This window comes from Candidatus Thiosymbion oneisti, from assembly GCF_004359955.1.
GTDB lineage: Bacteria > Pseudomonadota > Gammaproteobacteria > Chromatiales > Chromatiaceae > Thiosymbion > Thiosymbion oneisti.
This window is the reverse complement of the sequence record NZ_SMSC01000037.1, coordinates 1-23,364: the sequence shown is the minus strand read 5'-3', so window position 1 is coordinate 23,364 and position 23,364 is coordinate 1. Positions and strand designations below refer to the sequence as shown.

The window sequence follows — 23,364 nt, the reverse complement described above, 5'->3', positions numbered from 1 at the left end:
GACGCTGGAGCGTCGGGAATCGGCTCCCACGCCGGAGCGTGGGAGCCAGAGGTCCTACCGGCTCACCGTATCTTCAGGGCCGCAGCCGCGGTTCCTGCTCCGCAAGCCAATCCAACAGCTGGTCCAGCTTGTCCTTGCCTGGCGGCGGCGGATCCAGCAGGGGACGGATGTTGAAGCTGCGCAGGATCGGCTTGCTGTGGGGATCGGCGGTGGCCGCGGCAGGCCGGATGTCGATACTGAATTCCTGACCCACATAATAGCCGTCGCGCGGCCAGAGCCAATTCCAGGTCTCGGGTTCGATGTCAAGCCCGTCCAAGCGCAATCGCCACAATCGCTGCAGGGTCTCGGAGATCAAGGCTGCACGGGGCGACGGCGCCGATCCATTCAGGAGCAAAATCGAGACCCGTACATCCCACACCCGCACGGTTCGATCATCCGAGCCGCTCGCCAGCCGCCTGCCGTCAGGACTAAAATCCACGGAATTGACCGGTTCTTCATGTCCGGTGAGGGTGTGGATGGGTTGTTGGCCGCTGGCCGCGTCCCACACTTGCACGGTTCGATCAGACGAGCCGTTCGCCAGCCGATTGCCGTCGGGGCTGAAATCGACGGACCAAACACTGCCCTTATGGCCGGTGAGGATACGGATCGGCTCGCCGGTGGCGGGGTCCCACAAGCGCAGGGTTCCATCACCCGAGCCGCTTGCCAGCCGCTTGCCGTCCGGACTAAACGCCACGGACCAAACACTGTCCTCATGCCCGATGAGGATAGGGATCGGCTCGCCGGTGGTCGGATTCCACAAGCGCAGGGTTCCATCACCCGAGCCGCTCGCCAGTCGGCTGCCGTCGGGGCTGAATGCGACGGCTGTGACCATGCTCTTATGGCCGGTGAGGGTACGGATGGGTTGCCCGCTGGCCGCGTCCCACAATTGCACGGTTTCGTCCCGCGACCCGCTCGCCAGCCGCTTGCCATCGGGGCTGAACGGCCTTCTCTTCATGGACAAAGGGATGATGTTGAATCAGTTCGATGTTAATTATAGTTTCAAAGGGGCATAGCCGGCCGGTAACAGCTTATCAGGTACGGCCAGGACTTTTGAGCTGGGCTCCAGTTACGGGGCGTGCCCTGCCGATCTTTATCGGATCTTTCCGCGGCAACCGCTTTCGCTCGATACGTGCCTGCCGGCGCTCGCGGTGCTCCTGGATGCGGAGCAGGCGACTTTCCTGCAAGAACGCCAGGGCCGGTTGGAAGCCAGGCCGATAGCGTTCGGCCCAGGCCGCGGTGGGCTGCTGTCGCCGCTGCCAATCGATGGCCTCTTGCAGCGCCGCGTCCCGATAGAAACGCGGTTCGGCCTCGCTGTGCTTGCCGGCGGTCTCGGCCAGCCGGCGGTAGATATCGGTATCTGCGGTCTCCTGATCCACCCATGTCCACAAGTTCTTCCACTGGCGGATCAGGCTCTCGTGGGAGATGTCTATCATGGGATCCCGATCCCCGGACAGCACCAGAAAATTACGACCGCTCTTCTCTCCCCCTTGGCGAAAGCAGTCGATGACATGCCTGATCTGCGGCTCGGTCGCGCCGGTGATGGCACAGAGCTGGCTCAGGCGGGTGGGCCGGCGGATGCGGCGATTGCCGAGGTCCACCTCGGTGAGGGCCTGGAACAACCGTCGATGCCAGCTCCGTGCACTGCTGCACTGAGGGAAGTAATCAGGACCTCATCGGCTATTATTGTATTCCAGGGGCGCCACGGATGGTCTGTATCTGCTCGTAGTGCCGGAGGTCGATGGGACCCTGGTCATGCGGCCCGTCCGGTGATGCCGCCGAGTGTTCAGACCAGGCGTCCCAGCAGCGCATGAGGACATGCTGCAGGATGGGCAGGTCATCCCGGGTATCCAGCCGTTCGTTCAACAGCCGGTCCACTAATCTCGGCGCGATGCGTTCGCCGGTCAGGTGGACCGGGCCAGTGATGGCCTCTCGGCGCTGGACCCGGGTCAGGCGTGGCACCAGGAATTGGCCGCGGTTGATGGCCTGCGGCAGGCCGGTGAAGGCGTCGCAGTCGCCGATGAAATCCGAGCGCATGGTGATGACGCAATAGACCGGCAGCCGGTCGCGGCTCGCCAGCTGCAGCAGCAGATCGACAAATGCCTCGGCCTCGGCGCGGCGGGTGGCCGCCTGGGTCCCGGCCCCCTGGGTCTCGATTGAGTCCTGACCGAAACGGAAGAGCTCCTCGAACTGGTCGACCAGCAGCAGCAGATTGGTGTGGTCGTCTTTCAGTGTGGGCCCGAGGCATTCCAGGGCCGCCTCGACGCCTTCTTCCAGCAATTGAGGTCCGGCAGGCGGGTATGCGGGTCCCACCACCGGAATTCGTCGCCAAGTCCTGATGATCGGTCGCCGCCAGCAGAATGCAGCCAGAATTGCATCAGGGGCGTCTCGCCGGGCTTGCAGGTGGCGATGCGCCAGCGGTCCCGGTCCTGGACCAGGAAGCCGGCCTCCAGGGCCGGGATCAGCCCGGCCCGGATCAGTGAGGATTTGCCGCAGCCGGAGCTGCCCACCAGGGCCAGGAAGCGGCTCTGGTGTAGGGAGGTGAGCAGGGCTTGGATCTGGGCATCGCGGCCGAAGTAGTAGAGGCTGTCCGCACGCTCGAATGGCCGCAGACCGACAAAGGGGTTGGGCGTCGGCTGCCGATTCATGCCCCTCGGCGGACCCTGAACCCTGAAGTATCGTTCCACCGTGGATTCGGCGATGGCAGCACTATCGGTGTTAATCCAACACCTGCACCCGGAGCAAAGCGTGGCGGGGCGGTAGGGCGGCGGGGCATGGCTACCGGGGCAGTCGGGCGAAGTAGAAGCTTTTAGATGGTCTCCAGGGTAGGGTTCCACCACCGACCTGGGTAGCGGCTACAGCAGGCGCGTTCGATACGGCTGCGGACCCACTTCGGATCGACCTGGCCGTACAGCACGATCAGCTCGCGCGCGTGTTCGACGCGCTGCTCGAAATCGGTCCAGCGGTCGGCAGGCTCGGCGCCGTCATGGGTCACCTCAGCTTCGAAAGCACCGGTGCCCGGCGTTCAAGCCTTGCCTTCAGATCGAAGCCATAGTGCGGGTCGTGCGATGCGGATCGATGACGATGGTACGCTTCGCCTGCGTATCAGCCTGGTCGGTACGGAGCCCGGCGAGCTGCTCCAGGACGTCCTCGATCAGCCGCACCGGGCTGCTGCGCTGGAGCTGATAGCCGGCACCGGAGCGGGCGTCGGTCTCGAGGGCCCGTAGCCAGTCCCGATGGTCCGCATCATCCAAGACAGCGAGGTCGAGGGAGTCCGGCAGCCAGAACAGGGAGCGGGCGGGTGCCGCCTGGGCGAGCTCGGCCTGGCGGCGCGAATAGCTGTGCTCACCACCGTCTATTGCTCGGCCCGGCCAGCCGTCGAGCAGATGGATGCTCAGCTCGACCTGCTCCAGGGCCCGCTGCACCGCGGTGTCATGCTCGGCGGCCGGGTAGGGCGGCGGGATCGGCTCGGCGATGCGCGCTCGGTCGCCGATTTCCGCAATGAGCCGTTTACGCAGCTTGGCCTGGCTATCCGGTACGTCGGCAATCAGGATCTCGGGCAGCCGATCCCCGGCGGGTTGGTCGGTCGGCGACGGCTCCGGGCCGTCCTGCGGTGCCGGAAATGATTTGAGCAGGCGGGTCGCGGCATCGACGATAGGCCGCATGGCCGTGTCGTAGCGCGCAGGGTCGGAGTCTTCGATGGGATCGCCGAAGGCGTCCTGGTCATCGGGAGCGTCGTGGAACTTGAAGCCGAGTGTGCCGGCCAGGGGTTCGGTCCAATGGCCTGAGTCGGTCCACTCCTCATGCGAAATCTTGTTGATCAGGATATTGAAGATGCGCCGCTCGCCATTGACGGCAAGCCCGAGTGGTTGGAACCTTGGCGGCGGCGACAAACCAGTCGAGCTCCTGCTTGCAATACGCCGAGTTGCGGTAGTTGTGGGAATGGAGGACCACCAGCAAGGCGGTACGGCCCAGATCCTGCTCGATACAGCGATCCAGCTCGGTGGCGCCGGTCAGACGCCGCTGGTCCCACCAGATCTTGAGCCCGGCCAGGCCCCGGCGCTTGCCCAGCCACCACTCCAGATAGTCTACGAATCTTTCTACCCAGCCGGTATCCTGCCCGGGACGCGGCGCGTTATCCCGGTGGCTGAAGCTGATGAAGAGGTCGTAGTCGAAACCCGGCGTGTAGGCCATCTATGGGATACCCAATCTCGCTCGGGGCGCGTCGGCCGATGGGTGGGGAATGGGACACCGCTGCCTGTCCATTTCCTCACCGATGGAAAGGATGCTAGCCGATAATGGACCCTGGGGCCAGCGGTGGGAGGAGACCATTCAGGGCTACCGAATAATCATCACTGCTGAAAATGGTAGCTGGTAGGCTGGGTCGAGGGACGAGACCCAGCAAACCAGGCTTGCCCATAAAAGCTGGGTTTCGTTCCTCAACCCAGCCTACCGCCTACGGCCCTTTTATTAGACAGCCTCTAACCGCCAACGCCGATCAGCACCGAGGAGCTGCGTCCGCAGGAGCGGACAAGCCGGCGTTCCCACCTGTCTGCGTGCAGGGACGCACAGGCAGGCGCTGGAGCGTGGGAACGAGTGCCAGGGGACGGCGGACGGGTCCGACAAACGACCGGCAGCCGTTCATACGCCCTCACCCCGGTGCCCGGACATTGCGGCGGAAGCGCTCCGGGTAACCCTATATACTGTTCCCGTTTTCCGCCCGTGCCGGCCGCCTCCGTCGCCAGCCACCGCCGTCGCCCTGGCCTGACCCGACCTACGGAACAACCATGACCAACCAGCCCGACATCGATCCCCAAGAGACCCAGGAATGGCTCGACGCCCTGGAGGCCGTGTTGGAGAACCAGGGTGTCGAGCGCACCCATTTCCTGATCGAATGCCTTATCGACAAGGCCCGGCGCTCCGGCGCCCATCTGCCCTACAGCGCCAATACGGCCTATGTGAACACCATCCCGATCCAACAGCAGGCGCGCTTTCCGGGCGATCCCGCCATGGAGCGGCGGATCCGCTCCTTCGTGCGCTGGAACGCCATGGCCATGGTGGTCCATGTCAACCGAATCGCCTCCGAGCTCGGGGGCCACATCGCCAGCTTCGCCTCCATCGCCACCCTGTACGACGTCGCTTACACCCATTTCCTGCACGCCCGCACCAAGGATCACGGCGGGGACCTGGTCTTCATCCAGGGCCACTCCGCCCCCGGCATCTATGCCCGCGCCTTTCTCGAAGGGCGCATCAGCGAGGAACAGCTCAACAACTTCCGCCAAGAAGTGGACGGCAACGGCCTGTCTTCCTACCCCCATCCCTGGCTCATGCCGGGCTTTTGGCAGTTCCCGACCGTGTCCATGGGCTTAGGTCCCATCATGGCTATCTATCAGGCCCGCTTCATGCGCTACCTCCAGGACCGCGGGCTGCTCAATACCGAGCAGCGCAAGGTCTGGGCCTTCATGGGCGACGGCGAAATGGACGAGCCCGAGGCCATGGGCGCCATCGCCCTGGCGGCCCGCGAGCGCCTGGACAACCTGATCTTCGTGGTCAACTGCAACCTGCAACGCCTGGACGGGCCGGTGCGCGGCAACAGCAAGATCATCCAGGAGTTGGAGGCGGACTTCCGCGGCGCCGGCTGGAACGTCATCAAGGTCATCTGGGGCGGTTACTGGGATCCCCTGCTGGCGCGGGACAAGGACGGCATCCTGCTCAAACGCATGCACAGATGTGGACGGCGACTTCCAGGCCTACAAGGCCAAGGGCGGTGCCTACACCCGCCAGCACTTCTTCGGCAAATACCCGGAGCTGGCGGACATGGTCGCCAATATGACGGACGAGGACATCTGGCGCCTCAACCGCGGCGGTCACGACCCGATCAAGGTCTATGCCGCCTATGCGGCCGCCGTCGCCCATAAGCGCCAGCCGACGGTGATCCTGGCCAAGACGGTCAAGGGCTACGGTATGGGCCGGGCCGGTGAGGGCATGAACATCACCCACTCCCAGAAAAAGATGGGCGAGGTGGCGCTGAAGGAGTTCCGCGACCGCTTCAACATCCCGGTCTCGGACGACGAAATCGGCGCCGCCCCTTTCTACAAGCCCCCCGCCGACAGCCCGGAGATGAGCTACCTGCACCACTGCCGCGAGGCGTTGGGTGGCCCCCTGCCGATCCGCGATACGACGGCCTCCAAGCTTGCCATGCCGGCGCTCGAGGTCTTCCGCCCCCTCCTGGAAGGCAGCGGCGACAAGGAGATGTCCACCACTATGGCCCTGGTGCGGATCATGACCCTGATCGTGCGGGACAAGGAAATCGGTAAATACCTGGTGCCCATCATCCCGGACGAGGCGCGCACCTTCGGCATGGAAGGCATGTTCCGCCAGCTCGGCATCTACTCCTCGGTGGGCCAACTCTACAAGCCGGTGGACGCGGATCAGCTCCTCTATTACCGGGAGGAAAAGCAGGGCCAGGTACTGGAAGAAGGCATCACCGAGGCCGGCGCCATGTCGTCCTGGATCGCCGCCGCCACGGCCTACGCCAATCACGGCCAGAGCATGATCCCCTTCTACATCTTCTACTCCATGTTCGGCTTCCAGCGCATCGGCGACCTGGCCTGGGCCGCCGGCGACATGCGCGCCCGCGGCTTCCTGATCGGCGGCACCGCGGGGCGCACCACCTTGGCCGGCGAGGGCCTGCAACACCAGGACGGCCACAGCCCGGTGGTCGCGGCCACCATCCCCAACTGCATCGCCTACGACCCCGCCTACGCCTACGAGCTGGCGGTCATCATCCAGGACGGCCTGTGCCGCATGTACCAAGAGCAGGAGGACCGCTTTTACTACATCACGGCCATGAACGAGACCTATGTCCAGCCGGCCATGCCGGAGGGCGTGGAGGAAGGCATCCTCAAGGGCATCTACCAGGTACGCACCGGCGCGGCCATGGAAAAAATGGAAAAGCGGGTCCAACTCCTGGGCTCCGGCGCCATCCTGCGGGAGGCCCTGGCCGCGGCCGAGCTCCTGGAGCAGGACTTCGCCGCGGTCACTTGCTGTGGACGTGGCGTCACCAGCAGCTTCCACAGCCGGCTGCGGCGCATGGAGGTGGAACGCTGGAATCTGCTCCATCCGCAGCAGGCACCCCGGCGGAGCTATGTGGAACAGCAGCTCGGCCCCACCAGCGGCCCGATCATCGCCGCCACCGACTACATCCAAGCCCTGGCGGACCAGATCCGTCCCTTCGTCCCCCGGCGGTACCGGGTCCTGGGTACCGTGGGGCAACGACACCATTGCGCAGACAGCTGCGATTAACTTCCGGAGTCAACCCGCCGCTACATGCTGGCCGCCCTCCAAAGGCCCTCGCGACGAGGTACTCCCCTGCGGCCCGGAAGATTCTCCGGAGGCTGTCGCAAAATGCACCGGATCGTCCGGGAAGAGCCCAATCCGGCCACGGTGTAAAGCGTAGTATCAGGGTCAAGTGAGGCCATTGCCTGTTAGGCTTTCAATGAGAAGAAAATCTGTACAAGAAAACACCAAAGATGCGGCTGGGGAAGTCGATTCACGCCATTCTGTGACAGTGATGACGTGGTCATTTTCAGTTTCATCATATTGGTGAGAACTCAGAGAATGGCGATCCGCTTCTAATATCGTAGGGGCAGGCAAATTCGCTATGCAAACTTTACGGGTCAGTTACGCCAAGAAGCGTCAAGGGCTTCTTTAGCGGTCTCTATCCGGCCTCTACTGCGGTTGCGTCCTATGATTGAACAGGGCTTCCTCACTCTCCCCGATGAGCTGTTGCAGGCGGTCGCCAGGCATCTCGACGAGGCAACCGCTACTGTTGCCCCGAAGCGAAACCGTTGTTTTATCACTCATCGTACGAATGATGAAAGGCGGATTTACCGGATCGCCATGCTTTGAAGAGTTGAATCGAGAGCGGAAGACATTCTTGACTATCAGATATCCACGCCCGAAAGAGGTGGTTTTGTATCCGGATTCCCTCACCCTTCCGCCCGCGACCCAGTGCGTGTTGTTGTTGAGCCGTCGGTCCGGAGAATTTGAGCTCCTAAATTCTCAACGGTTATCTGTGCCGCCTATCTGCGGGTGCATATCATGGAGCTCCACGCGGGTGTCGGTTGGAGTAGAACTTACGCCTGAGCCAAGCCGTTAGCTGCAAGTAAAGTTTCGTTCTTTCTCAAAATCCAGTCTTGCCTGATGTATGCGTATATACTATCATTTTTAGAATGATAGTTACCTTAGATACAAATGTTCTTCTTGCGGCCTTGTTGAGTCGAAACGGGGCTTCTCACCTTATTATCCGATTGATAATAGAAGAAAAACTAAATATTGCTCTTACAACAGCGGTGGTGCTTGAGTACGACGATGTATTGAAGAGAACGGAAATATTAGAGAAGTTAGATTTAACTGCCAACCACATTGAAGATGTCATTGATTTGCTTGTGTTATTGGCTGAAAAACACTCTATTTACTACCGGCTTAGGCCGAATTTACCAGATGAAAATGATAATTTGTTTGTGGAGTGTGCTTTCACAAGCAATAGTCGGTTTTTGATTACATCTAATGTTAAAGATTTCAGAAAAGGCGAATTAAAGAGCTATCCATTTAAAGCGATAACTCCCGGTGATTTTTATCACCTTTGGAGGCGTGAAAATGAGTAAAACACAAACTGTTACGTTGAGAGTGCCTGTAGAACTAAAGGCTCGTTTAGAGCATGAGGCTAAGCATCAAGGTGTTTCGCTAAATAACTTAGCAAATTATTTTTTAACTACACAGTTAAGCCAAGTAGAAGCGATTTCGATGATTGACGAGCGTATATCGAAAAAAAATATTTCTAAGTTGAAGTCGAAAGTCGGAAACATGCTTGATGCTGTGCCAAACAATAAAGAGATTCCAGATTGGGACGCTGTAAAATAGACCTGTAGCTAACAAAGGCAGTTAACACGGGCATACCTCCGCGGTGTTTCTTTTGTGCATGGGTAGTGGTAAATTTCAAAGTGATAGAGTTAAAGTAATTGATATGTAATCGTTTAAACTTCCATGGTTTTTACTATCTACCCACTAACATATTAACCACTACCAAACTATGGACTTTCAGTCCATAGCGGTTGATTTCGATTGGCTCCCACGCTCCAGCGTGGGAGCAAATCTCGACGCTCCAGCGTCGATTAAGCGTCCAGGTAGGCTAGCAGCCAACGCTTATCAGCACAGGAGGGCTTAGTCCGCTGGAGCGGACAAGACGGCGTTCCGAGCGCGACAGTCGATGATGATGAATCAATTGCGACTCATTTGCGTTGATTCGCGTTCATTTGCGGCAAAAAAATGATTCCCATGTTAGAGGACTCAGCGTGACAACGGCCCAAGACGTATTGCTCCCCGACATCGGGGACTTCTCGGATGTGGAGGTCATCGAGATCCTGGTACAACCCGGCGACCAGATCAGCGTCGATCAGTCCCTGATCACCCTGGAGAGCGACAAGGCGACCATGGAAATCCCCTCGCCCCTGGCCGGCGAGGTCGTCTCCGTCGCGGTGGCGGTAGGAGACAAGCTGAGCCAAGGAGATCCGGTACTGACCTTGGCACCCCAGGCCCCGGCGGCCGAGGCCCAGGCCGCTGCGCTGGCAGCCGCACCGGAGGAGACCCCGGCGGAGACCCCAAAGGAGACCCCGGCTAAGCTTGAATCGACCCCCGCACCCGTGACCGAGCCGGAGGCAGCCAGTCCAAGACCGGGCGAGGCGGAGCGTCGTCGGGCCCCGGTCCCTACGCGACCGGAAGACCTGGCCGCCATCGCCAAGGGACGCAAGCCCCACGCCAGCCCCGCCGTGCGCCGCTTCGCCCGCGAGCTGGGCGTCGATCTGACCCTGGTCGAAGGTTCGGGGCCCAAGCAGCGCATCCTCAAGACCGACGTCCAGGACTATGTCAAAAAGACCCTAGCCCGCGGTGCCGCCGCGCCGGAGGCCGGCCTGCCCTTCCGGCTCCCCCCCGCGCCCGAGATCGACTATGCCAAGTTCGGCGAGGTCGCGCTCGTCCCCCTGCCGCGCATCAAGAAGATCAGCGGGAGCCGTCTGCACCTGAATTGGATCAGCGCCCCCCAGGTCACCCAGCACGACGCGGCAGACATCACGGACCTGGAGGCCTTTCGTGCGTCCCGGCGGGAGGCCGCGGCCGAGGAGGGCGTAAAGCTCACCTTCCTGCCGATCCTGATGAAGGCGGTCGCCAAGGCCCTGGACCGGTTTCCCAACCTCAAGGCATCGCTCACCGGCGACGGCGAGCGCCTGGTGCTCAAAGGCTTCACCCACCTCGGCGTAGCGGTGGACACCCCCGATGGGCTGGTGGTCCCGGTCATTCGGGACGTAGACAAAAAAGGCATCTACGTGCTCGCCCGCGAGCTCACAGAGGCCAGCGCCAAGGCCCGGGACGGCAAGCTACTGCCTGGGGACATGCAGGGGGGCTGCTTCACCATCTCCAGCCTGGGCGGCATCGGCGGCACCGCCTTTACCCCCATCGTCAATGTCCCGGAAGTCGCTATCCTGGGCGTCTCCCGCACGGAGATGAAGCCGGTCTGGAACGGCAAGGACTTCATTCCCCGTCGCATCCTGCCCATGTCCCTCTCCTACGACCATCGAGTGATCGACGGCGCCGAGGCCGTGCGCTTCACCGGCCTGCTGCGGGAACTCCTGGAAGACATTCGGAGCCTGTTGCTCTGATCTTGAATCCGCAGATTACGCAGATTTTCGCAGATTAAGAACGGAATAATCTGTGAGAATCGGCGTAATCTGTGGATAAAAAATAGATCTATCCGGCGGTAGCGAGGCCACAGTTTTTGGCCGCGGGCAGGCAGCAAATCGCATCGATTGTGTATTTTAGCATTTGAAGCGACCGGATCGATTTTTCCATACTCAATCCGGCGTGGGCGGTTCCGCGGGCTCATGTTCACTCAGGGCATTACGTACCGCCGCTTCGATGCCCGCGGCATCCAGGCCACAGTCGGCGAGCTGTTCCTGCTGAGTGGCCTGGTCCAGGAAGCGGTCCGGTAGGCCGAGGTGGAGGCAGCGTGTCGCCACCTGCCTTGCGGCCAGCAGCTCGGACACGGCTGCGCCGGCACCGCCGGCCACGGCGTTCTCCTCCAGGGTGACGAGTAGGTGGTGGGTTCGTGCCAGTTCCAAGATCAGATCCCCATCCAGGGGCTTGATGAATCGCATGTTGACCACCGTGGCATCCAAGGCCTCTGCGACCTGCAACGCGGGGGCCACCAGGGTCCCGAAGGCGAGCAACGCCACGTCCCGGCCGGCACGACGCGGCTCCGCCTTGCCCAGGGGCAGGACCTGGAGCCCCGGCTCGACGGCAACGCCCGGACCCGCGCCGCGCGGGTAGCGGACCATAGCGGGCCCTGGGTGTTGGAAGGCGGTCTGCAACATACGCCGGCACTCGGCCTCGTCCGCCGGGGCCATGATGACCAGGTTCGGCACGATACGTCCGTAGCTGAGGTCAAAGCTGCCGGCGTGGGTCGCCCCATCGGCGCCCACCAGTCCGGCCCGGTCCACGGCCAGGGTCACGTCCAGGTCTTGCAGACAGATGTCGTGGATCAGCTGGTCGTAGGCCCGTTGCAGAAAGGTGGAGTAGACGGCCACCACCGGCTTGAGGCCCTCGCAGGCCAGGCCGGCGGCCAGGGTCAGGGCGTGCTGCTCGGCGATCCCCACATCCAGATAGCGCTCCGGGAAGCTGGCCGCGAATCGGGTCAGGCCCGAGCCCTCGCCCATGGCGGGCGTGATGCCGATGAGCCGCCGATCCGCGCGCGCTGCAGCGTACAACCAGTCGCCGAAGACCTGGGTGTAGGTAAGGGTGCCTGCCTGCTTCCGCGGCGCGCCGGTCTTGGGATCGAAGGGCGTCACCCCGTGATAGGTGACGGGTTTCCCCTCGGCGGGCCGGTAGCCCCTGCCTTTGTGGGTGACCACATGCAGGAAACGGGGTCCCGGCATGGTCCTCATGTTACGCAGGGTGGTGATCAGGGAGCCCAGGTCGTGACCGTCGATGGGGCCGATATAGTTGAAGCCCAGCTCTTCAAACAGGGTACCGGGCATCACCATGCCCTTCATGTGCTCCTCCCAGCGGCCCATGAGCTCCTTCAGTGGGGGGAGGTGACGCAGAGCGGACTTACCGCCCTCACGCACCTTGGTGTAGAGCTTGCCGGAGAGCAGCCGTGCCAGATGGCTACTGATGGCCCCCACCGGTGGCGAGATGGACATCCCATTGTCGTTCAAGACCACCAGCAAGTTCGGTTCCAGGGCCCCGGCGTGGTTGAGGGCCTCGAAGGCCATGCCGGCCCCCAGGGCGCCGTCACCGATCACCGCGATCGTCTGCCGGCGTTCGCCTTTGGCCTGGGCGGCCAGCGCCATCCCTAAGGCGGCGCTGATGGAGGTGCTCGAGTGCCCCACGCCGAAGGTGTCGTAGGGGCTCTCGTCGCGTATGGGAAATCCCGACAGCCCGCCCCGTTTCCGCAAGCTCCCCATGCGGGCGCGGCGGCCGGTGAGGATCTTGTGGGGGTAGGCCTGATGGCCCACATCCCAGATCAGCCGATCGTGCGGGGTATCGAAGACATAGTGCAGTGCGATCGTGAGCTCCACCACCCCGAGCCCTGCCGCCAGGTGACCGCCGGTACGGGAGACACTGTCGATGAGAAATTCGCGCAGCTCGGTGGCCAGCGCGGGGAGGCGACCCGCCGGCAACCGGCGCAGATCGGCGGGGAGCTCGATGCGCGAGAGCAGCGGGAAGCGGCTCGCTGCGGGATGCGGAGTGCGGGATTCGGGGGTAGGCATGCACTGGACCGATATGGATCAAAGGTTGGGATGGTAGTCTAGCCTAACCTTACCGCATAAGGGCATCTATCCGCAGATTACACAGATTTTCGCAGATTAAGAATGGAACAATCTGCGAGAATCGGCGTAATCTGTGGATAAAATAGTTCGCCCGGCAGCGAACCGCATCGAAGGAAAACTACGAATCACACGAATCGGCGCGAATCGGAAAGGAGTGCTTCTGTAAAAAATCGGTAGTGGTTAATATTTAAATGATTTGTTGGGCACGCCGCCGTCCCTGGCGGCTTTGCCCAACCTACGAGCTGCGTAATCTACGGACAAAAAATATCCTTTGTGGTTCAAACAGAAGGCGACTGGAAGCCCGCGGATCGAACCGCCGGCAGAGGCTCCGCCAGGCCACGGGCCTCTTCCAGCACAAACTGCCGGAACGCCTGGGCGGCGGGTGAGAGGCGCCGGCCGCGCCGGTAGACCAGGTGCCACTGGCGCGCGAGCGGGAAGCCCGCCACGTCCAGGATCACCAACCGCCTGGTCTCGAGCTCCAGCTCCAGCGTGTGTAGCGAGACCACACTCAGGCCCAGTCCCGCCCGCACCGCCTGTTTGATGGCCTCGTTGCGGGTCATCTGCATGCCGTGGCGGATAGTAACGCCGCGCTCGCCGAAGAAGCGCTCCATGGCCTGACGGGTGCCGGAGCCGGACTCGCGCATCACGAACACCTCCTCGGCCAGGCGTTGGATGCCGATGGACTGGGCTCCGGCCAGCGGGTGTTCGGGGGGGGCGATCACCACCAGGGGGTTGTCCATAAAGGCCTCGGATTCCACTTCCACACTCTGCGGCGGCTGGCCCATCAGCACCATGTCCACCGCGTTCGCCTGGAGCTGATGCACCAGACGCTCCCGGTTGGTCACGTCCAGCCGCAGACTGATGCCCGGATACCGCTGATGGAAGGCCGCCAGCAGGCGCGGTGCGAAATAATTCACCGTGCTGGCCACGGCGATACTCAAGCGGCCCCGACTGACCCCCTTGAGGGATTCGACCACCTCCTCCATCTCCCGCAGAGAGCGGTCGATACTGCGACTGTAGTGAAAGAGCTCCCGTCCCGCTTCGGTGAGGCGGATATGCTTACCCAGCTTCTCGAACAGGGGCAGACCCACCTCCTCCTCGAGCTGACGGACCTGCATCGACACCGCCGGTTGGGTCAGATGCAGCTCGGCGGCGGCGCGGGTATAGCTCGATAGCCGCGCTACCGCTTCAAACACCCGGAGCTGACGCAGGGAGACGTTCATATACGGATTGAGTATAGGAAAGATGGTCCGGTCGCTTCAATCTATCCACAGATTACGCAGATTCTCGCAGATTAAAAACGAAACCATCTGTGAAAATCTGCGTAATCTTCGGAAGATGAGGGAGTTACGACGCATTCGGTCTCACTTGCACCCATCAACCACGAATTCACACGAATCGACACGAATTCGTGTCCATTCGTGTTCATTCGTGGTTTCTAAAAAAGCATCACCGCGCTGCGGGTGGAACCTTGCGCCCAGGTTCCCGACAAATGCCGATAATAGCGCACGCTGCTTGGGTCCGAGGGATATACTGCGCCCGCGTCCGACTGGAAAATCATTATCGTTCGATTGCGTGGGAGATTGAAGCGATGACAAGGCTCGACGAGCTCAAGACCGTCATAACGGCGAGGCCCCTGGCGAGCGCGGAGACAGAGGTGACCCTGGTTCTGGATGCCGAGACGGAAATCGACGCCGCCCTCCACGCCTTGGCTCGGTATTTCGCTGAGGACCATCGCTGCGCCGCGGTCCGACTCCATTTCCAGGATAAACCGCTGGGCTACCTGAATCGACGGGATTTCTACGGTGCCCCAACCGGAACCAGGCTTGGGGAGGCCCAAGGTGCCCAATTGCCCGGGTCTCCGGCGTACTCCTTCATCCGGCTCGCCTGCCCGGTCGAGGGATGCGAAACCCTGATGCTCAAGATTCACTACGACGAACAGGACACGCCCCGCTGCCCCCGGCACCCGGATAAGACCCTGCAAGTCGTGAGATGAAACTCGGCGACCTGGTGGGCAAACCGGCCTCCGGGCTTGGCGTCAGGTTCGGTCTCGTGGGCATGGCGCGTAAGCTCCTTTATACGGGGACTTGTTTGTAATCCAGTTTCCCGAATATTTTTCCTAACACACATCTGAAGGATGCCCATATCCGATGCTTCCTTTTGCTCGATCCAAATAGGCAGGCACTCGAGGATATCACTGGCCTATGGGGATCTTGAATCTTCGGGTCTTCTGCGGAATCCATGAGTAGCGATTCCGGCTCCACTTGCTATCATGCTCATACACCGTCTGCCGGGGGAAACTCCTTGGACAGAGCCCGCCAATGCTCGCAGGCATAAGTACGACCTTGGTCTGGAAAAATTAGGCATGGAGATAGAAAACATAATCAATGCCATTCGGAATGGTCGGGTGAGGATAACCGACCATGCCGATGAAGAAGCAGACGATGACAACCTGACATACGAAGAAATCTATTTGTCGGTAGTTCAAGGTGAGGTCATCGAGGATTATCCTAAAGATAAACCATACCCAAGCTGTTTGATTCTGGGTAGAAATTTCTCGGGAGACGCAATCCACAGCGTTTGGGCTTATAATCCGGAAAACCGATGGGCGGTATTGATTACGGTTTATCGGCCGGATACTGAACGGTGGATTGATTGGAGAGTAAGGGTGAAAAAATGAGGCCATTCGAGAAGTGTCCTGTGTGTGGTGGTGAGGTGGAAACCAAACAGGTGGAAAAGCTGCTGAGAGGTGGAAGAAATACGGTTTCCATGAAAGTCGCTGCCGAGGTGTGTCTCCATTGTGGAGAGAGGCTGTATGCCGAGGATGTAGTCAAATCATTCGAGGAAATTCGAGGCAAATTACGCAAGCAGGAATTCAGCTGTTTGAAAATGCTTGGGCAGTCATTTACGGTTGCAGAAAATTGGCCTAACAAAGCCATTCGACCGACCGTGTGACTCACCGCTTTGCTTGAGGTCGAACAGTGACTGACGGCAAGCCTTTACTCCTGAAACCAATCATCCGGGAGGCGTTGTAACGGGCCAGCCCGGAGGATGCGGTGGCAACCCCTCGGTTACACCGAGCCCCACGGGTTTCCGCCGATACCCAGGTAAAATTGCCGCCGCACTCCAAAACGTCCGGTGGTACCCTTCCATGATCGTCAGCGGTCTGAAATCCATAAAGAGCCGAAGATTGAAGCATGACCGGATTACACCCCCACTTCGTTACTGACTCCGATGGCAAGCGCCTATCAGTCTTACTACCCATTGCGGAGTACACTGCTCTAATAGAGTGGCTTGAAGGCTTGGAAGACTTAGAAGCTGCACGCAAGGTCTCGGGTGAACCGACCATCCCGTGGGAAAGGGTCAAGACGGAGCTGGGCCTTGAATGACCTATCACATCGAGATCAAGCGCAGTGCTTCACCAAGCCCTACTGGTGTTACCCCGCGACATGCAAGGACGCATAGGCGCGACGATCGACAGGTTGGCATCCAACCCACGCGGGTCAGGCACCCGCAAAATAAGCGGTAGTGACATCCTGTACCGCCTGCGGGTCGGCGACTATCGCGTGGTCTATGAGATCCGTGACGACCGACTGCTAATCCATATCATCAAGGTTGGACACCGCCGGAACATTTATCGCCGGTAACACGCTCCGGATGCCGGCAGGTCCTCCGGACCCGTTCCGCGGCTGGTTCCCACGCTCCAGCGTGGGAGCAGATCCCGACGCTCCGGCGTCGATCAAGCCCCGCTGTGGGTAATATTGAGTGATCCACGGACAGGCCGCAGTAGGACCACGGCCGTTTTTGGTCCGCACAGCGGACCCTACCGCGGTAGGGTCCGCTGTGCGGACCATTAGATTGTGCGAACCATTGCGAAAGTGTCGGCGAAGAATCCCCAGCGCGGACCACCGGGGCATTATTCCCCAACGGTATGCTCGATGTCGGTGAAGCCGTAGGGTCCGCTGTGCGGACCATTAGATTATGCGAACCATTGCGAAAGTGTCGGCGAAGAATCCCCAACGCGGACCGTCGGAGCATGATTCCCCAACGGTATGCTCGGTGTCGGTGAAGCCGTAGGGTCCGCTGTGCGGACCATTAGATTGCGAACCATTGCGAAAATGTCGGCGAAGAATCCCCGGCGCGGACCGTCGGAGCATTATTCCCCAACGGTATGCTCGATGTCGGTGAAGCACAGCTCCGTGCAGCCCCATTCCGCTGTATACATCCCGTTCCGAAGATAACGATGAAACGAGGACCAGGGCCATTTCACGGCGCAGTCCGCGTATCCATGCCTGACCGGATTGTAGTGGATGTAATTCAGGTGGCGCTGAAAATCCCGCTCGTCGCGGATTGTGTGTTCCCAAAAACGCCGTTGCAAAACCCCGCGGCGACGGTTGCTCCTACGTGACAGGGATATAACTTGCTCGGTGCCTCCGCTTTCAAGCCAGGCCTTCGTAAACTCCTTTTTGAGCCATGCCCAGCGCGTCGAATAGTCGCTGTCGCCGTCTGGGAGGGTCCAGATTGTGTGCAGATGATCCGGAAGCAGAACGGTAGCGGGGATCTTGAACGGCCAGCGCTCTCTGCACGCCGACATGACGGAGCGCAGGATGCGACGGCCGTCAGATGTTGTCAGGATAGGTGCCCGACCTTCGGTGACCAGGGTGAAGAAGACGGTTCCGCCCGGTTGGTATACCCGCCGCCAGCTGGTCAATGGCACCGCTCCTTTGTGTTGAGTGTCGAGTGATCCACGGGCAGGCCGCAGTGGAACCACAGCCGTTTTTGGTCCGCACAGCGGACCCTACCACTACCCGGTGCCGGCAAGCCGGCGGATCGGCTCGTGACAATCGGGTAATCATAAGCTATTACTTATATCACTTATCAGAAATATTGACTATTAATTATAGTTGCATTCCCTAATAATGCCGCCAGGTTCCGTCGCGGGGCACCCGGCAGACGGGACCCCGGTTTCAATGCCGGCAGTAGTGCCGGCTTCACTATCCAATCCCAAGAGGACATATGCCAATGGCCAAGACTTACAGTGCGGGCGTCAAAGAATACCGCGAGACTTACTGGATGCCCGATTACACGCCGAAGGACACCGACATCCTGGCGTGCTTCAAGATCACCCCCCAGCCGGGCGTGCCCCGTGAAGAGGCCGCTGCCGCCGTCGCCGCCGAGTCCTCCACCGGGACCTGGACCACCGTGTGGACCGATCTGCTGACCGACCTGGACCACTACAAGGGCCGCGCCTACGCCATCGAGGATGTACCCGGTGACGACGAGTGCTACTACGCCTTCATCGCCTATCCCATCGACCTGTTCGAGGAAGGCTCGGTGGTCAACGTCTTCACCTCCCTGGTCGGCAACGTATTCGGCTTCAAGGCCGTGCGTACCCTGCGCCTGGAGGACGTGCGTTTCCCCATCGCCTACGTCATGACCTGCAACGGCCCGCCCCACGGCATCCAGGTCGAGCGCGACAAATTCAACAAGTACGGCCGCGCCCTGTTGGGCTGCACCATCAAGCCCAAGCTGGGCCTGTCCGCCAAGAACTACGGTCGCGCCGTCTATGAATGCCTGCGCGGCGGTCTCGACCTGACCAAGGACGACGAGAACGTCAACTCCCAGCCCTTCATGCGTTGGCGTAACCGCTTCGAGTTCGTCATGGAGGCGATCCACAAGGCCGAGAAAGAGACCGGCGAGCGTAAGGGCCACTATCTGAACGTCACCGCCCCGACGCCGGAAGAGATGTACAAGCGCGCCGAGTTCGCCAAGGAACTGGGCGCCCCCATCATCATGCACGACTTCCTGACCGGCGGCTTCACGGCCAACACCGGCCTGGCCCAGTGGTGTCGCGACAACGGTATTCTGCTGCATATCCACCGCGCCATGCATGCGGTGCTCGACCGTCATCCGCGCCACGGTATCCACTTCCGTGTGCTGGCCAAGGCCCTGCGCCTGTCCGGCGGTGACCACCTGCACTCCGGCACCGTCGTCGGCAAGCTCGAAGGCGACCGCGACGCGACCCTGGGCTGGATCGACATCATGCGCGATTCCTTCATCAAGGAAGACCGCAGCCGCGGTATCTTCTTCGATCAGGACTGGGGTTCCATGCCGGGTGTGTTCCCGGTGGCGTCGGGCGGTATCCATGTCTGGCACATGCCGGCCCTGGTCACCATCTTCGGCGACGACGCCTGTCTGCAGTTCGGTGGTGGCACCCTGGGCCATCCTTGGGGCAACGCCGCCGGCGCCGCGGCCAACCGCGTCGCCTTGGAAGCCTGCGTCGAGGCCCGCAACCAGGGCATTCCTGTCGAGAAGGAAGGCAAGGAAGTCCTCACCAAGGCCGCCGCCTCCAGCCCCGAGCTCAAGGCCGCCATGGAGACCTGGAAAGAGATTAAGTTCGAGTTCGATACCGTCGATAAGCTGGATGTAGCCCACAAGTAGGGGCGATCCTTGTGATCGCCTAGCATGATCGTCCGGCGCGATCGCCCGGCATGATTGCCCGGCGCGATCGCCCGACACCGACACGCACCCAGCGACACTATCCGAATTTCGAACTATCCTTAAAGTAGAGGAACAAGCCAATGAGCGATATGCAAGACTATGCGTCCAGCCTGAGCGACGTGAACAGCCGCAAGTTCGAGACCTTCTCCTATCTCCCGGAGATGGGCAAAGACCAGATCCGCAAGCAGGTGGAATACATCGTGTCCAAGGGCTGGAATCCGGCCGTCGAGCACACCGAGCCGGAGAACGCCTTCAGCCACTACTGGTACATGTGGAAGCTGCCCATGTTCGGCGAGACCGACGTGGACACGGTGCTGGCCGAGGCCGAAGCCTGCCACAAGGCCCACCCCAACAACCATGTGCGTCTGATCGGCTTCGACAACTACGCCCAGTCCAAGGGCGCCGAGATGGTCGTCTTCCGCGGCAAGCCCGTGTGATGTCCGTTCAGGCAACGCCTGAATGAGACACCCCCTGCTCCGCAATGCGGGGTAGGGGTTTTTGTTGAACTGCCAAGGTGCCAAGGGCGTGAAGAAGGACTCGATTTGAACCACGGAGACACAGAGGGCACAGAGAGAAATTACTCCCGAATATCGTCCTACCGAAGCGTCCAACTGCCTGTGAGTCTGTAGACGAAGGAAGCTCTCTTAGCCGTTGCACGCGAAGCCGATCTTTTCTTCCTACAGTATCTCTCGTTCCCACGCGCCGCGTGGGAACGCCGAAGCTCCGCGCTGCGGAGAGTCAGAGGTGCCATGAGCCGTAGCCGTACCCTACTGCCGAACCGCAAGCGCCGCATATCATGACAATCAGCGTGCTGGAAAGGCTACCGAAGAATAGGCGCCCCAAAACGGAGTAAATATACCTGGAAGCAATCACCTGGCACCCGACACTTATCCTTACACGTCATTCTAAATCGGAGGGCATATGGGCCTGAGCATGAAATTCAACCTGGTGCTGATCCCGCTTTCGGCACTGGGTGTCTGGGTGTCCGGCTATTCTACACATAAACTGCTGGAGCAGAACGCACGCGAGGAAGTTCTGTTGAATGCCAGGATTATGATGGAAATGGCGCAGTCTATCCGTCGCTATACGGTCGACGAGGTTAGGCCTTTGCTGACCTCGCGGATGAAAAATACCTTTCTGCCACAGGCCGTGTCGGCCTATGCGGCAACCAAAAGTTTCGAGGGTATACGCGGAGCCTACCCGGAATATACGTATAAGGAGGCGGCCCTGAATCCCACCAACCCAATCGATCGTGCAACGGATTGGGAGACAGACGCGATCAAATATTTTGTCCATAATCCAAACGAACCGGAGATTGTCGGTGAGCGCGATGCCCTGACCGGGAATATGTTGTTTATTGCCCGGCCCATCCGGATCGAGAATCCAGGCTGTTTGACCTGTCACAGCACACCGGCCAAGGCACCCGCTCCGATGATCGCTCGCTATGGCGATGATAACGGCTTTGGCTGGCAGCTCAATGAGGTCGTCGGGGCACAGGTGGTTTCGATACCCATGACAACCCCCCTCGATAGAGCCAACCACGCATTTTTGTCATTCATGAGTAGGCTGGTCGGATTATTCTTGATCCTCGTCTCGGTCGGCAATCTGATGCTGTATTTTATTGTGATCAGACCGGTCAATCGGATGACGAAGATGGCGGATCAGATGAGCAAGGGTCAGGATGCTCCTGTGATGGAGGTGCGTGGAAATGACCAGATCGCTTCTCTCGGTCATTCATTCAACCGGATGCGATTGAGTATTAGTAGCGCCATGCAGCTATTGGAACAGACCATGGATAGTGAAAAACCAAGTAACCGTTTAGCCCCCCCTGCTACTATGGATGGAAACGAGGAAGGAATCGCACGTAACTGACTAATTCTTCGTTGCATGACTCTGGAAATCTCAAAAACGAGGGGAGGGAGCTAAACGGTTACAAACCCAAAGCAACCATTCCGTATCATGACCGATTACGATGTCTTTCTCTCCCACAACAGCAGTGATAAGCCCACCGTTCGTGCCATCAAGGAGGCGCTTGCCCGCTATGGGCTTGTCTCATGGCTAGACGAGGATGAGCTCCAGCCGGGTGTCCCCTGGCAAAAACTGCTTGAGGTCGGCATCCACAGCTCGCGGAGTGTTGCGGTTTTCATCGCTGGCGATGGCCTGGGTCCATGGGAGGATGAGGAGGTACAGGTGGTACTACGCCTGGCGGTCAAGAATCAGCGGCCGGTGATCCCTGTACTACTACCGGGGGCACCGGAGCAGGTGGACCTGCCCATGTTTCTCTGCGGTCGTACCTGGGTCGATCTGCGCAGTGGGCTGAACAACCTTGGTATCCAGCGCCTTGTCTGGGGCATCACCGGGCAACGTCCACAGTTGTCTCCACCGGCTGAGGGCGCCTCGACACCCATGCCTCTCCACGGGGAAGACAAGCCGTGCATTCACGGTGACAGTTCCGCCGAATACGAGAAAGTATTAGCCGCCATCGAGCGCGAGCTTACGGATTACCTGGGCCCGATAGCCAAGTTTCTGGTCAAAAAATATGTGCTTAAGGCACGTGACATCCGTGACCTATGCCAGCAGCTTGGAACCCATATCCCGGAGACCGAGGACCGCAAACGTTTTATTGCCCACTTCAAGTCATGCGACGCAGGACCTGAAACGGACAGTTCGGTCGTTCAGAGTAAGTCGCCGGCGAGCAGTAACCCAAAACAGCTTGACCCGAGAGAATTGGCTGAGGTGGAGTGTATACTGGCCGTCCATATTGGCCCGATGGCTGAGGTGCTTGTTAAGACCCAAGCCAAGTCGGCAACCAGCCGGGATGATCTGTACGTGCGATTAGCGAAGCAGATTCCTGATGGGAAACAACGCCAGGAATTTCTTGATCAATTGAACCGACAGGGCCGTAGGTTGGGGTGAGGGACGAACCCTAACACCAACAACTACGTGGAATCGAACGTTTGGTCTACGAGAACCGGCAACTGTTTCTGGAGAAATTCAATGAATACCATGACCATCGATGATGAGTCTTGTGCGATCCGGGCATGGTCGGAAGGGCGGATGATCTTCCTGGAGCTCACGGATGGCCGCATCTTTGGGTTCCCGGCGGAACGCTTTAGGATCTTGAGTACAGCCTCCGACGAGCAGTTAAAGGAGGTAAAGCTCGAATTGAATGGTAGCGCGCTTCGTTGGGAAGCGCCTGGACGAGGATCTCACGGTGGCCGGCGTTGTCGCAGGACGCTTTCAGTTGCCGTTTCCCAAGCAAGCCGCGTAGTGCATGTAGGATGTGGTGAGCGCCTGCCCGTTGCCCCAAGAACGCCTGCCTGTGCTGGCCTACCTACTTCCCCAGGGATAGATCCAAACACGGCAGACAAGGGGCAGGCAGCGAACCGCATCGATGGAAATGGAACGCAACTGATGCGGTTCGTGTTACTCACCGCATCCTACGAGCTAGATTTCGCGCATGAGACGCTTTGCTTGGAATTCAGAAAAGAACACTCAACTGATCCAGGAGCGCCACGTATCCTTTGAACGGGTTGTTTATCATATTGAAAACAATGGAGTGTTGAATATTATAGGGCACCCGAACCCAACAAAATATCCCAATCAGAAAATGTTCATTGTGAATATGGGGAATTACGTCTACTTGGTTCCATTCGTTGAAAATGAGGCGGAAATTTTCTTGAAAACCATCATTCTCTCGTTCCCACGCGCCGCGTGGGAACGCCGAAGCTCCGCGCTGCGGAGAGTTTCAAAGGCGCCATGAGCCGTAGCCGTACCCTACTGCCGAACCGCAAGCGCTGCATATCATGACAATCAGCGTGCTGGAAAGGCTACCGAAGAACAGGCGCCCCAAAACGGAGTAAATATACCTGGAAGCAATCACCTGGCACCGCAGAAGAAGACACAAAACGAGGCCAAGCGGGAGGATAAACAGGAGACAAAC

General features: G+C 59.9%; 23 protein-coding genes and 2 pseudogenes. 15 read left to right on the top strand and 10 right to left on the bottom strand.

Annotated elements, in window-relative coordinates; translation table 11 throughout:
* Positions 1-73 precede the first annotated feature (73 nt).
* The 7 genes and pseudogenes from E1958_RS17455 to E1958_RS17425 all read right to left on the bottom strand — a co-directional run bounded on the left by E1958_RS17455 (position 74) and on the right by E1958_RS17425 (position 4,230).
* Positions 74-994: a WD40 repeat domain-containing protein gene (locus E1958_RS17455; protein WP_133513004.1), complete on the bottom strand. Its 921-nt coding sequence runs from the start codon at positions 992-994 to the stop codon at positions 74-76.
* A 76-nt stretch (positions 995-1,070) separates the two neighbouring features.
* Positions 1,071-1,667, bottom strand: a pseudogene (locus tag E1958_RS17450) (nSTAND1 domain-containing NTPase); the annotation flags it as partial.
* A gap of 52 nt (positions 1,668-1,719) precedes the next feature.
* On the bottom strand, positions 1,720-2,316 hold the full coding sequence (locus E1958_RS17445) for an nSTAND1 domain-containing NTPase (RefSeq protein ID WP_133513002.1): 597 nt from the start codon (positions 2,314-2,316) through the stop codon (positions 1,720-1,722).
* Positions 2,265-2,684 (bottom strand): nSTAND1 domain-containing NTPase, encoded by a 420-nt coding sequence (locus E1958_RS17440; RefSeq protein ID WP_133513001.1) that lies wholly within the window; start codon positions 2,682-2,684, stop codon positions 2,265-2,267. Before E1958_RS17440 ends, E1958_RS17445 begins: the two co-directional genes overlap by 52 nt.
* Before the next feature lie 161 nt (positions 2,685-2,845).
* Positions 2,846-3,031 carry a hypothetical protein gene (locus tag E1958_RS17435; RefSeq protein ID WP_133513000.1) on the bottom strand — a complete coding sequence of 62 codons (186 nt, stop codon included), beginning with the start codon at positions 3,029-3,031 and terminating at the stop codon, positions 2,846-2,848.
* A gap of 43 nt (positions 3,032-3,074) precedes the next feature.
* Positions 3,075-3,929 (bottom strand): hypothetical protein, encoded by an 855-nt coding sequence (locus E1958_RS17430; RefSeq protein WP_133512999.1) that lies wholly within the window; start codon positions 3,927-3,929, stop codon positions 3,075-3,077.
* The gene (locus tag E1958_RS17425) at positions 3,838-4,230 is read right to left on the bottom strand and encodes a toll/interleukin-1 receptor domain-containing protein (protein WP_133512998.1); all 393 of its coding nucleotides are present in this window, start codon (positions 4,228-4,230) and stop codon (positions 3,838-3,840) included. Before E1958_RS17425 ends, E1958_RS17430 begins: the two co-directional genes overlap by 92 nt.
* A 593-nt stretch (positions 4,231-4,823) precedes the next feature.
* Between E1958_RS17425 and aceE the strand changes: the two are divergent.
* The 5 genes and pseudogenes from aceE to aceF all read left to right on the top strand — a co-directional run bounded on the left by aceE (position 4,824) and on the right by aceF (position 10,751).
* Positions 4,824-7,488: pseudogene (gene aceE / locus E1958_RS17420) on the top strand (pyruvate dehydrogenase (acetyl-transferring), homodimeric type).
* Between the two features lie 297 nt (positions 7,489-7,785).
* Complete coding sequence (locus E1958_RS20520; protein WP_166664690.1) at positions 7,786-7,947, top strand: hypothetical protein; 162 nt, start codon at positions 7,786-7,788, stop codon at positions 7,945-7,947.
* Positions 7,948-8,270: 323 nt separating this feature from the next.
* Complete coding sequence (locus tag E1958_RS17415) at positions 8,271-8,705, top strand: putative toxin-antitoxin system toxin component, PIN family (protein WP_133512997.1); 435 nt, start codon at positions 8,271-8,273, stop codon at positions 8,703-8,705.
* Positions 8,698-8,961: a toxin-antitoxin system HicB family antitoxin gene (locus E1958_RS17410; protein ID WP_133512996.1), complete on the top strand. Its 264-nt coding sequence runs from the start codon at positions 8,698-8,700 to the stop codon at positions 8,959-8,961. Before E1958_RS17415 ends, E1958_RS17410 begins: the two co-directional genes overlap by 8 nt.
* A gap of 431 nt (positions 8,962-9,392) precedes the next feature.
* Complete coding sequence (gene aceF / locus E1958_RS17405) at positions 9,393-10,751, top strand: dihydrolipoyllysine-residue acetyltransferase (protein ID WP_133512995.1); 1,359 nt, start codon at positions 9,393-9,395, stop codon at positions 10,749-10,751.
* 192 nt (positions 10,752-10,943) lie between these two features.
* Here aceF and dxs read toward each other — a convergent pair whose 3' ends face one another.
* Both dxs and E1958_RS17395 read right to left on the bottom strand, forming a co-directional pair.
* Positions 10,944-12,860, bottom strand: a complete 1,917-nt coding sequence (gene dxs / locus E1958_RS17400) for a 1-deoxy-D-xylulose-5-phosphate synthase (protein ID WP_133512994.1) — start codon at positions 12,858-12,860, stop codon at positions 10,944-10,946.
* Between the two features lie 338 nt (positions 12,861-13,198).
* A complete protein-coding gene (locus tag E1958_RS17395) occupies positions 13,199-14,143 on the bottom strand; it encodes a LysR family transcriptional regulator (protein ID WP_133512993.1) in 945 nt (314 codons plus the stop codon).
* Positions 14,144-14,511: 368 nt separating this feature from the next.
* On the opposite strand from E1958_RS17395, the gene E1958_RS17390 reads away from it, so the two are divergent.
* From E1958_RS17390 to E1958_RS17370, 4 genes are all read left to right on the top strand, one after another.
* Positions 14,512-14,916: a hypothetical protein gene (locus tag E1958_RS17390; protein WP_133512992.1), complete on the top strand. Its 405-nt coding sequence runs from the start codon at positions 14,512-14,514 to the stop codon at positions 14,914-14,916.
* A 369-nt stretch (positions 14,917-15,285) separates the two neighbouring features.
* On the top strand, positions 15,286-15,600 hold the full coding sequence (locus E1958_RS17385; RefSeq protein ID WP_089723974.1) for a DUF4258 domain-containing protein: 315 nt from the start codon (positions 15,286-15,288) through the stop codon (positions 15,598-15,600).
* Complete coding sequence (locus E1958_RS17380; protein WP_133513013.1) at positions 15,597-15,875, top strand: YgiT-type zinc finger protein; 279 nt, start codon at positions 15,597-15,599, stop codon at positions 15,873-15,875. Before E1958_RS17385 ends, E1958_RS17380 begins: the two co-directional genes overlap by 4 nt.
* Before the next feature lie 494 nt (positions 15,876-16,369).
* Complete coding sequence (locus tag E1958_RS17370) at positions 16,370-16,567, top strand: type II toxin-antitoxin system RelE family toxin (protein ID WP_133512990.1); 198 nt, start codon at positions 16,370-16,372, stop codon at positions 16,565-16,567.
* 509 nt (positions 16,568-17,076) lie between these two features.
* Here the strand turns inward: E1958_RS17370 and E1958_RS17365 are convergent.
* The gene (locus E1958_RS17365) at positions 17,077-17,631 is read right to left on the bottom strand and encodes an REP-associated tyrosine transposase (RefSeq protein WP_133512989.1); all 555 of its coding nucleotides are present in this window, start codon (positions 17,629-17,631) and stop codon (positions 17,077-17,079) included.
* A gap of 311 nt (positions 17,632-17,942) precedes the next feature.
* On the opposite strand from E1958_RS17365, the gene E1958_RS17360 reads away from it, so the two are divergent.
* The 6 genes from E1958_RS17360 (at position 17,943) to E1958_RS17335 (ending at position 23,184) form a co-directional block, all read left to right on the top strand.
* Positions 17,943-19,361 carry a form I ribulose bisphosphate carboxylase large subunit gene (locus E1958_RS17360; RefSeq protein WP_089723962.1) on the top strand — a complete coding sequence of 473 codons (1,419 nt, stop codon included), beginning with the start codon at positions 17,943-17,945 and terminating at the stop codon, positions 19,359-19,361.
* A gap of 140 nt (positions 19,362-19,501) precedes the next feature.
* Positions 19,502-19,858 carry a ribulose bisphosphate carboxylase small subunit gene (locus E1958_RS17355; protein WP_133512988.1) on the top strand — a complete coding sequence of 119 codons (357 nt, stop codon included), beginning with the start codon at positions 19,502-19,504 and terminating at the stop codon, positions 19,856-19,858.
* Between the two features lie 484 nt (positions 19,859-20,342).
* Positions 20,343-21,293, top strand: coding sequence for a c-type heme family protein (locus E1958_RS17350; protein WP_133512987.1), 951 nt, complete (start codon positions 20,343-20,345; stop codon positions 21,291-21,293).
* Positions 21,294-21,380: 87 nt separating this feature from the next.
* On the top strand, positions 21,381-22,337 hold the full coding sequence (locus tag E1958_RS17345) for a toll/interleukin-1 receptor domain-containing protein (RefSeq protein WP_133512986.1): 957 nt from the start codon (positions 21,381-21,383) through the stop codon (positions 22,335-22,337).
* Positions 22,338-22,418: 81 nt separating this feature from the next.
* A complete protein-coding gene (locus E1958_RS21440) occupies positions 22,419-22,949 on the top strand; it encodes a DUF2442 domain-containing protein (protein WP_341765490.1) in 531 nt (176 codons plus the stop codon).
* Positions 22,882-23,184, top strand: a complete 303-nt coding sequence (locus tag E1958_RS17335) for a toxin (protein WP_133512985.1) — start codon at positions 22,882-22,884, stop codon at positions 23,182-23,184. Before E1958_RS21440 ends, E1958_RS17335 begins: the two co-directional genes overlap by 68 nt.
* The last annotated feature ends 180 nt before the right edge of the window (positions 23,185-23,364 follow it).

Excerpts from the sequence above, each read along its gene's own strand:
- E1958_RS17455 (WP_133513004.1), bottom strand. The coding sequence starts at position 994 with ATGAAGAGAAGGCCGTTCAGCCCCGATGGCAAGCGGCTGGCGAGCGGG.
- E1958_RS17440 (WP_133513001.1), bottom strand. The coding sequence starts at position 2,684 with ATGAATCGGCAGCCGACGCCCAACCCCTTTGTCGGTCTGCGGCCATTC.
- E1958_RS17425 (WP_133512998.1), bottom strand. The coding sequence starts at position 4,230 with ATGGCCTACACGCCGGGTTTCGACTACGACCTCTTCATCAGCTTCAGC.
- E1958_RS20520 (WP_166664690.1), top strand. The coding sequence starts at position 7,786 with ATGATTGAACAGGGCTTCCTCACTCTCCCCGATGAGCTGTTGCAGGCG.
- E1958_RS17415 (WP_133512997.1), top strand. The coding sequence starts at position 8,271 with ATGATAGTTACCTTAGATACAAATGTTCTTCTTGCGGCCTTGTTGAGT.
- E1958_RS17410 (WP_133512996.1), top strand. The coding sequence starts at position 8,698 with ATGAGTAAAACACAAACTGTTACGTTGAGAGTGCCTGTAGAACTAAAG.
- dxs (WP_133512994.1), bottom strand. The coding sequence starts at position 12,860 with ATGCCTACCCCCGAATCCCGCACTCCGCATCCCGCAGCGAGCCGCTTC.
- E1958_RS17395 (WP_133512993.1), bottom strand. The coding sequence starts at position 14,143 with ATGAACGTCTCCCTGCGTCAGCTCCGGGTGTTTGAAGCGGTAGCGCGG.
- E1958_RS17390 (WP_133512992.1), top strand. The coding sequence starts at position 14,512 with ATGACAAGGCTCGACGAGCTCAAGACCGTCATAACGGCGAGGCCCCTG.
- E1958_RS17385 (WP_089723974.1), top strand. The coding sequence starts at position 15,286 with ATGGAGATAGAAAACATAATCAATGCCATTCGGAATGGTCGGGTGAGG.
- E1958_RS17380 (WP_133513013.1), top strand. The coding sequence starts at position 15,597 with ATGAGGCCATTCGAGAAGTGTCCTGTGTGTGGTGGTGAGGTGGAAACC.
- E1958_RS17370 (WP_133512990.1), top strand. The coding sequence starts at position 16,370 with ATGCAAGGACGCATAGGCGCGACGATCGACAGGTTGGCATCCAACCCA.
- E1958_RS17360 (WP_089723962.1), top strand. The coding sequence starts at position 17,943 with ATGGCCAAGACTTACAGTGCGGGCGTCAAAGAATACCGCGAGACTTAC.
- E1958_RS17355 (WP_133512988.1), top strand. The coding sequence starts at position 19,502 with ATGAGCGATATGCAAGACTATGCGTCCAGCCTGAGCGACGTGAACAGC.
- E1958_RS17350 (WP_133512987.1), top strand. The coding sequence starts at position 20,343 with ATGGGCCTGAGCATGAAATTCAACCTGGTGCTGATCCCGCTTTCGGCA.
- E1958_RS17345 (WP_133512986.1), top strand. The coding sequence starts at position 21,381 with ATGACCGATTACGATGTCTTTCTCTCCCACAACAGCAGTGATAAGCCC.
- E1958_RS21440 (WP_341765490.1), top strand. The coding sequence starts at position 22,419 with ATGAATACCATGACCATCGATGATGAGTCTTGTGCGATCCGGGCATGG.
- E1958_RS17335 (WP_133512985.1), top strand. The coding sequence starts at position 22,882 with ATGAGACGCTTTGCTTGGAATTCAGAAAAGAACACTCAACTGATCCAG.